3 protein-coding genes are annotated in these 7,221 nt (G+C 40.8%); all 3 read left to right on the top strand.

The genetic code is table 11. The features are described 5' to 3' along the window. Positions 1-2,549: YadA-like family protein (locus A7P54_RS18965; protein WP_252728601.1), on the top strand; the 2,549-nt coding region annotated here is incomplete at its 5' end. 60 nt (positions 2,550-2,609) lie between these two features. After that, positions 2,610-3,401, top strand: a complete 792-nt coding sequence (locus tag A7P54_RS07635) for an OmpA family protein (RefSeq protein ID WP_171549218.1) — start codon at positions 2,610-2,612, stop codon at positions 3,399-3,401. A 409-nt stretch (positions 3,402-3,810) separates the two neighbouring features. Next, positions 3,811-7,221 (top strand): ESPR-type extended signal peptide-containing protein (locus tag A7P54_RS07630; protein WP_289846859.1); only part of this gene is annotated, 3,411 nt, incomplete at its 3' end.

Here is a 7,221-nt window from a genome sequence, read left to right as displayed (position 1 = left end):
TGAAAGATGCGAAATTCGACAGCATCACCACTGGCGACACGGTATTAAACGACAAGGGTGTAACCATTAAAGATGGTCCGAGCATCACCAAAGATGGCATCAATGCAGGCGATAAAGTCATTACGAATGTTGCTGATGGTTCAATTGCCAAAGGTTCAAAAGATGCAGTGAATGGTGGTCAGATTCAGAATATTTCTGACAGCATTAAGAACAGCATCGGCGGTAACACGACTGTTAATAAAGACGGTAGCATCACGACCAATAACATTGGTGGAACTGGTAAAGACAACATCAATGATGCAATCAAGTCGGTTGATGACAAAGTCACTACAGGTGTTAATGATCTGACCAATAAAGGTCTAAACTTTGCAGGTAATGCAGGTGCGGATGTACATCGTAAGTTGGGTGAGAAGTTAAATATCGTTGGTGGTGCTGATGCTTCGACAGCAGAAGACAAAACCAGCGGTGAAAATGTGATTACGCGTACCACAGCAGACGGCATTAAAGTTGAATTGTTGAAAGATGCGAAGTTCGACAGCATCACCACTGGCGACACGGTAGTAAACGACAAGGGTGTGACCATTAAAGATGGTCCGAGCATCACTAAAGATGGCATCAATGCAGGCGATAAAGTCATTAGCAATGTTGCTGATGGTTCAATTGCCAAAGGTTCAAAAGATGCAGTGAATGGTGGTCAGATTCAGAATATCTCTGACAGCATCAAGAACAGCATTGGTGGTAACACAACGGTTAATCCAGATGGCAGTATAGTAACCAACAATATTGGTGGTACAGGTAAAAACAACATCAATGATGCAATCAGCAATGTGAAAGACGCTGCAACTAAAGCGAAAACCACAGTGACTGAAGGCGACAACATCGTTGTTAAAGAGACGACCAATAAAGATGGTAGTACCAACTACGAAGTTTCAACCAAGAAAGACCTTAATTTAGACAGCATCACGACTGGTGATACTGTATTAAACGACAAGGGTTTAACCATTAAAGATGGTCCAAGTATTACCAAAGATGGCATCAATGCAGGTAATAAAGTCATTACCAATGTTGCAGATGGTTCAATCGCGAATGGTTCTAAAGATGCGGTGAATGGCGGTCAGATTCAGAATATTTCTGACAGCATCAAGAACAGCATTGGTGGTGATACGACTGTTAATAAAGACGGTAGCATCACGACCAATAACATTGGTGGAACTGGTAAAGACAACATTAATGATGCAATCAAGTCGGTAGATGACAAAGTTACTACAGGTGTTAATGATCTGACCAATAAAGGTCTGAACTTTGCAGGTAATGCAGGTGCAGATGTTCATCGTAAGTTGGGTGAGAAGTTAAACATTGTTGGTGGCGCTGATGCTGCAACAGCAGAAGACAAAACCAGTGGTGAAAACGTCATTACACGTACCACAGCAGATGGTATCAAAGTTGAATTGTTGAAAGATGCGAAGTTCGACAGCATCACCACTGGCAACACCGTTATTAATAACAATGGTTTAACGATTAAGGGTGGTCCAAGTATCACAATTAACGGCATTGATGCAGGCGGTAAGAAAATTACCAATGTCGCTGATGGTGTTGATGCAAAAGATGCGGTAAATAAAGGTCAGCTTGATAAGCAAATCAATGATGTTAAAGACCAAATCGGCAAAGAAATCGGTGACTTGTCAGACAACGCTGTGAAGTATGACAAAGACAAAGATGGCAATGTTGATAAAAACTCTGTGACTTTAGGCGGTGGTGATAAAGGCACAAACCTGAAAAATGTTGCTGATGGTAAGGTTGAAGAAGGTTCTAAAGATGCTGTAAATGGTGGTCAGTTATGGGATGTTCAGAAGCAAGTTGATAAAAACTCAAATGATATTCAGAACATCAATAACAACATCAATAACATCAACAATGGTAAGTCTGGTCTAGTTCAGCAACAGACGCCAAATGGTGAAATTACCGTTGGTAAAGATACAGGCGGTACAAGTATCAATATGGCCGGTAAAGATGGTGATCGTGTGGTGCAAGGTGTTAAGGACGGTGAAATCAAAGCGGGTTCTAACCAAGCCGTGAATGGTGGCCAGATCCATAACATCTCGAACAGTATCAAGAACAGTATTGGCGGTGAGACGGTTGTTAATCAAGATGGCAGTATTACGACCAACAATATCGGTGGTACAGGTAAGAACAATATTAATGATGCGATTGGAAGTTTGAACCAGTCAAATCAAGAGTTGGGTAACAAGATCAACAACCTTGGTGATCAGTTACAACAAGTGTTCTATGACACCAACAAACGTATCGACAATTTGGAAGACAAAATGTCTGCGGGTATTGCTGCAACAGCTGCACTTGAGCAAGCACCTTATGTACCAGGTAAGTTAACCATGGCAGTCGGTGCGGCCTACTACAACGATCAAAATGCAGTAGGTGTGACGTTCCGTCGTACTGCCGATAATGGTCGCTGGTCATTGACAACGGGTGCTGCTTTAGGCAGCCAAGGTAGCCCATTAGTACGTATTGGTGTAAGTACAATTATTGACTAATTGCCTTCAATAAGGAGAGTCCTAGACTCTCCTTATCCAACAGATATTGTGAGTAAAGAAATGAACAAGAATATTCAAATTTTGATGATGGCAACTTTAGTCGGTTTAACAACAACCACTACTTTTGCACAAGAAGAAGTTGTGGCTCAGCAAGAAGAAATTAAGTTTCCAGCGGTTGAGAAAAGCTATTTAAAACAAGTACAGCGTTATGAATATGATAATGTTGCACGTTTAGATACAGGTCTGACCAAAGATCAAATTCGTCACATTTTGGGCCATCCTCAATTTAGCGAAGGCGTATTCTTTGTCAAAACTTGGAACTATGTTTTAGATATTCGTCAGCCGAATAGCCAAGACTATTTACGTTGCCAATTACGTGTCGATTTCGATAAAAAATATCTTTCAGAAAGATTATCTTGGAAAGGTGAAGCATGTGAAGGCTTAATGGCTTGGGGGGCTAATAATCAAGTTCCAAATGATGCCAATGTAAATGGTGCACGTTCAGGCAGTGTGTTTTTTGCATTTGACCGTTTTAATACAAATGCGATTGAACAAGGTTCTAGTTCTGTCGCTTCAATTGCAGAACGTATTAAACAAAGCAATTCGACAGGTCCAATTGTTGTTGCAGGTTTTGCAGATCCATTAGGTAAATTTGCTTATAACCAACAATTATCATCACAACGTGCCAACACTGTGGCGAAGTTGTTGGTGAATCAAGGAATTGATTCGAATCGTATCCAAATTCAAGCCAATAGCCAGACTGATTTATATCAACAATGCGCAGGTAATAAAGCAAATGCACAATTGGTTGGTTGCTTAGCACCAAATAGACGTGTCAATGTAACTTGGTAGAATACTTGAGAAAAAAGCCAGCATGTATGCTGGCTTTTTTGTTTTTTGACATTTAGATACAAATATTTATGCGAAATTTGGAAATAAAATTAGAAGAGAAATGTCAATTTATGTCATGTATCGACTTTTTTTGTATATAGATTTGCATAATTTGAAAAATATGAGATTAGTTTTTTATTGATTATTAAAATTTAAATACTGATTTTTAATAAATTAAAATTTAAAACAAAAAATATAATATTCATCCTAATCGGTGATCTAGTGGGTGTACGTTGTGTGTTAGTGTGATTTACTTCTCGTTTTAAAAAAGTTATTTTATAAGCAATAAATTACATTTCTTTACTTAATAGACAGACTTGTACACATAAGTGAACACGTTGTAACTTTTATCTGCGTTTGGAAAAATATTATGAATAAGGTTTATAAGGTTGTATGGAACGCCTCGTTGGGTGTTTGGGTAGCGGTTTCGGAACTTGCTAAAACAAAAACTAAAAAGAGCGGAAGCGTTGGTCCGGTTGCTTGTTTAGATCTGCAAGAACAGCAAAATAGCTTAGCTAAATTATTTAATTACAAAGCGTTATCTGTTGCCATTTTTACAGTATTTACAACAACGTTTGCTTTCGCAGGTTATGAAGGTGGTAATGGTAGTACAAGAACAAATTGTACAGCGACAAGTGCTGGTACTGGTGGTGAAGCTACTGGTGCAATTGCGATTGGCAGTGATAGTGGTCAAACTTGTGCAAAAGGCACAGATGCGGTAGCTATTGGTCGAGCTGCTGTTGCTACTGGTACTGGTGCAGTCGTTCTTGGTCCAAGTTCAGTAGCAGGGGAAGCTTATACAACAGCAATCGGAAATAACGCTCAAGCAATGAGCCGTGGTTCTGTGGCAATTGGTAGCGGTGCTTATGCAGATTCCAAAGAGAATACTTTGGATGGTAAAGGTGCTGTTGCTATTGGTAATGATGCTTCTGCACTAGGTAAAAACTCATATGCACTCGGAGCAGAGTCTAGTGTAGTTGAGGATGATACGGTTTCTTTTGGTCACGCAGCTGGTGATGATAGATATTATTCTGGGACAAAGAGTGGGACTTGGGCTACAAATCGCTTTATGCGTTTAACAAACGTAGCAAATGGTTATAAAGCAAATGACGCTACAAATGTATCACAACTCAATCAGGTTGCTGCAATTTTAGGCTCAACAGGGATTGATGCTGCTGCTAAAACAGGAACAGTTGCTCTTCCAAGTTATGTGATTAACAAAACAGATGGTACAACTTATGCTGCTGCGACTACTGTTCCTCAGGCAATTTCAAATTTAAATACTGAGGTTTTGAAGTCATTAGGCTTTGTTGGAGATTCAGGAACTAAGGCAACCCGTAAATTAGGTGAAGACCTGAATGTTAAAGGTGGCGCGACAGGTACCTTAACCAGCGGCAATATTGGTGTTGTATCGAATGGTAGTAACCAACTTGATATTAAATTAGCTGAGACCGTTAATTTAGGTACCAATGGTAGTGTGACTACAGGTAATACCAAGATTAACAACAGTGGTTTAACGATTACAGGTGGTCCAAGTGTTACCACGACAGGGATCAATGCTGGTAGCAAGGTGATCACCAATGTTGCTGATGGTGCAGCAACCACAGATGCGGTAAACAAAGGTCAGTTAGACACGGTAAGCACGCAAGCAAATAAAGCGATTACCTTTACAGGGAATGCAAGAAAATCAGGTGATACAAAAGATGTTGATCGCAAGCTAGGTGAAACTATTGCGATTAGTGGTGCAGCGAGTACAGCAGGTACTTATAGCGGCGCGAATGTAAAAACAGTCACCGATCAAACAGGTGCAATAGCAATCCAAATTGCAGATGCACCTAACTTTGCAGGCACAGTGACATCAACTGGCCAACAAGTGAATGGCAATAGTGTTGTAACAGGTAGCTCAACGATTGGTAGTGGTGGGAATGCAGTTACCTTAACGGGTACAGCAAATGGCTTAGATGTTGGTGGTAAAAAGATTACCAATGTAGCAGCACCAACGGTTGGCAGTGATGCAACCAACAAGACTTATGTTGATGGGAAAGTACAGACTTTAGCTGATAATCCGCTTGGTTTTGTGGGTGATTCAGGAACTAAAGCAACCCGTAAATTAGGTGAAGACCTGAATGTTAAAGGTGGCGCGACAGGTACCTTAACCAGCGGCAATATTGGTGTTGTATCGAATGGTAGTAACCAACTTGATATTAAATTAGCTGAGACCGTTAATTTAGGTACCAATGGTAGTGTGACAACAGGTAATACTGTTATTAATAATGCAGGCGTTACAGCAGATAAAGTGACTGTTGGTGGTGTGGTTATTGATAAAACCACAGGTATCAATGCAGGTAGTCAAAAAATCACGAATGTTACTGCAGGAACAGCAACCACAGATGCGGTAAACAAAGGTCAGTTAGACACGGTAAGCACGCAAGCAAACAAAGCGATTACCTTTATAGGAAATGCAAGAAAATCAGGTGATACAACTGATGTAGATCGTAAGTTAGGTGAAAGCATAGCGATTAGTGGTGCAGCGAGTACAGCAGGTACTTATAGCGGCGCGAATGTAAAAACAGTCACTGATCAAACAGGTGCAATAGCAATCCAAATTGCAGATGCGCCTAACTTTGCAGGCACAGTGACATCAACTGGCCAACAAGTGAATGGCAATAGTGTTGTAACAGGTAGCTCAACGATTGGTAGTGGTGGGAATGCAGTTACCTTAACGGGTACAGCAAATGGCTTAGATGTTGGTGGTAAAAAGATTACCAATGTAGCAGCTCCAACAGTCGGTAGCGATGCAACCAACAAGACTTATGTTGATGGGAAAGTACAAACTTTAGCTGATAATCCGCTTGGTTTTGTGGGTGATTCAGGAACTAAGGCAACCCGTAAATTAGGTGAAGACCTGAATGTTAAAGGTGGCGCGACAGGTACTTTAACCAGCGGCAATATTGGTGTGGTATCGAATGGTAGTAACCAACTTGATATTAAATTAGCTGAAACTGTTAATTTAGGTACCAATGGTAGTGTCACTACAGGCAATAGCAAGATTGATAACAGTGGTTTAACGATCACAGGTGGTCCAAGTGTTACCACGACAGGCATCAATGCAGGTAGTCAAAAAATCACGAATGTTACTGCAGGAACAGCAACCACAGATGCGGTAAACAAAGGTCAGTTAGACACGGTAAGCACGCAAGCAAACAAAGCGATTACCTTTACAGGAAATGCAAGAAAATCAGGTGATACAACTGATGTAGATCGTAAGTTAGGTGAAAGCATAGCGATTAGTGGTGCAGCGAGTACAGCAGGTACTTATAGTGGCGCGAATGTAAAAACAGTCACCGATCAAACAGGTGCAATAGCAATCCAAATTGCAGATGCACCTAACTTTGCAGGCACAGTGACATCAACTGGCCAACAAGTGAATGGCAATAGTGTTGTAACAGGTAGCTCAACGATTGGTAGTGGTGGGAATGCAGTTACCTTAACGGGTACAGCAAATGGCTTAGATGTTGGCAATAAAAAGATTACTAATGTAAAAGCTGGTGCAGTAAATGCAAGTTCTACAGATGCAATCAATGGTAGCCAATTATTTAATACAGCTAATAATGCTAAAAATATCATCGGTGGCAACACGACGATTGATGCAACGACGGGTGCAATTACCACAAGTAACATTGGCGGCACAGGCTCGAACACGATTGATGGTGCGATCACCAGCGTTAAAGCAACAGCGGACAAAGGCATCAACTTTGGTGGCACAACGATCGGAAGAGCA

This window comes from Acinetobacter sp. Ac_3412, from assembly GCF_013072675.1.
GTDB classification, from domain to species: Bacteria; Pseudomonadota; Gammaproteobacteria; order Pseudomonadales; family Moraxellaceae; genus Acinetobacter; species Acinetobacter higginsii.
Note: the sequence above shows the minus strand (reverse complement) of the source record. Positions and strands in the feature narration are given on the sequence as shown.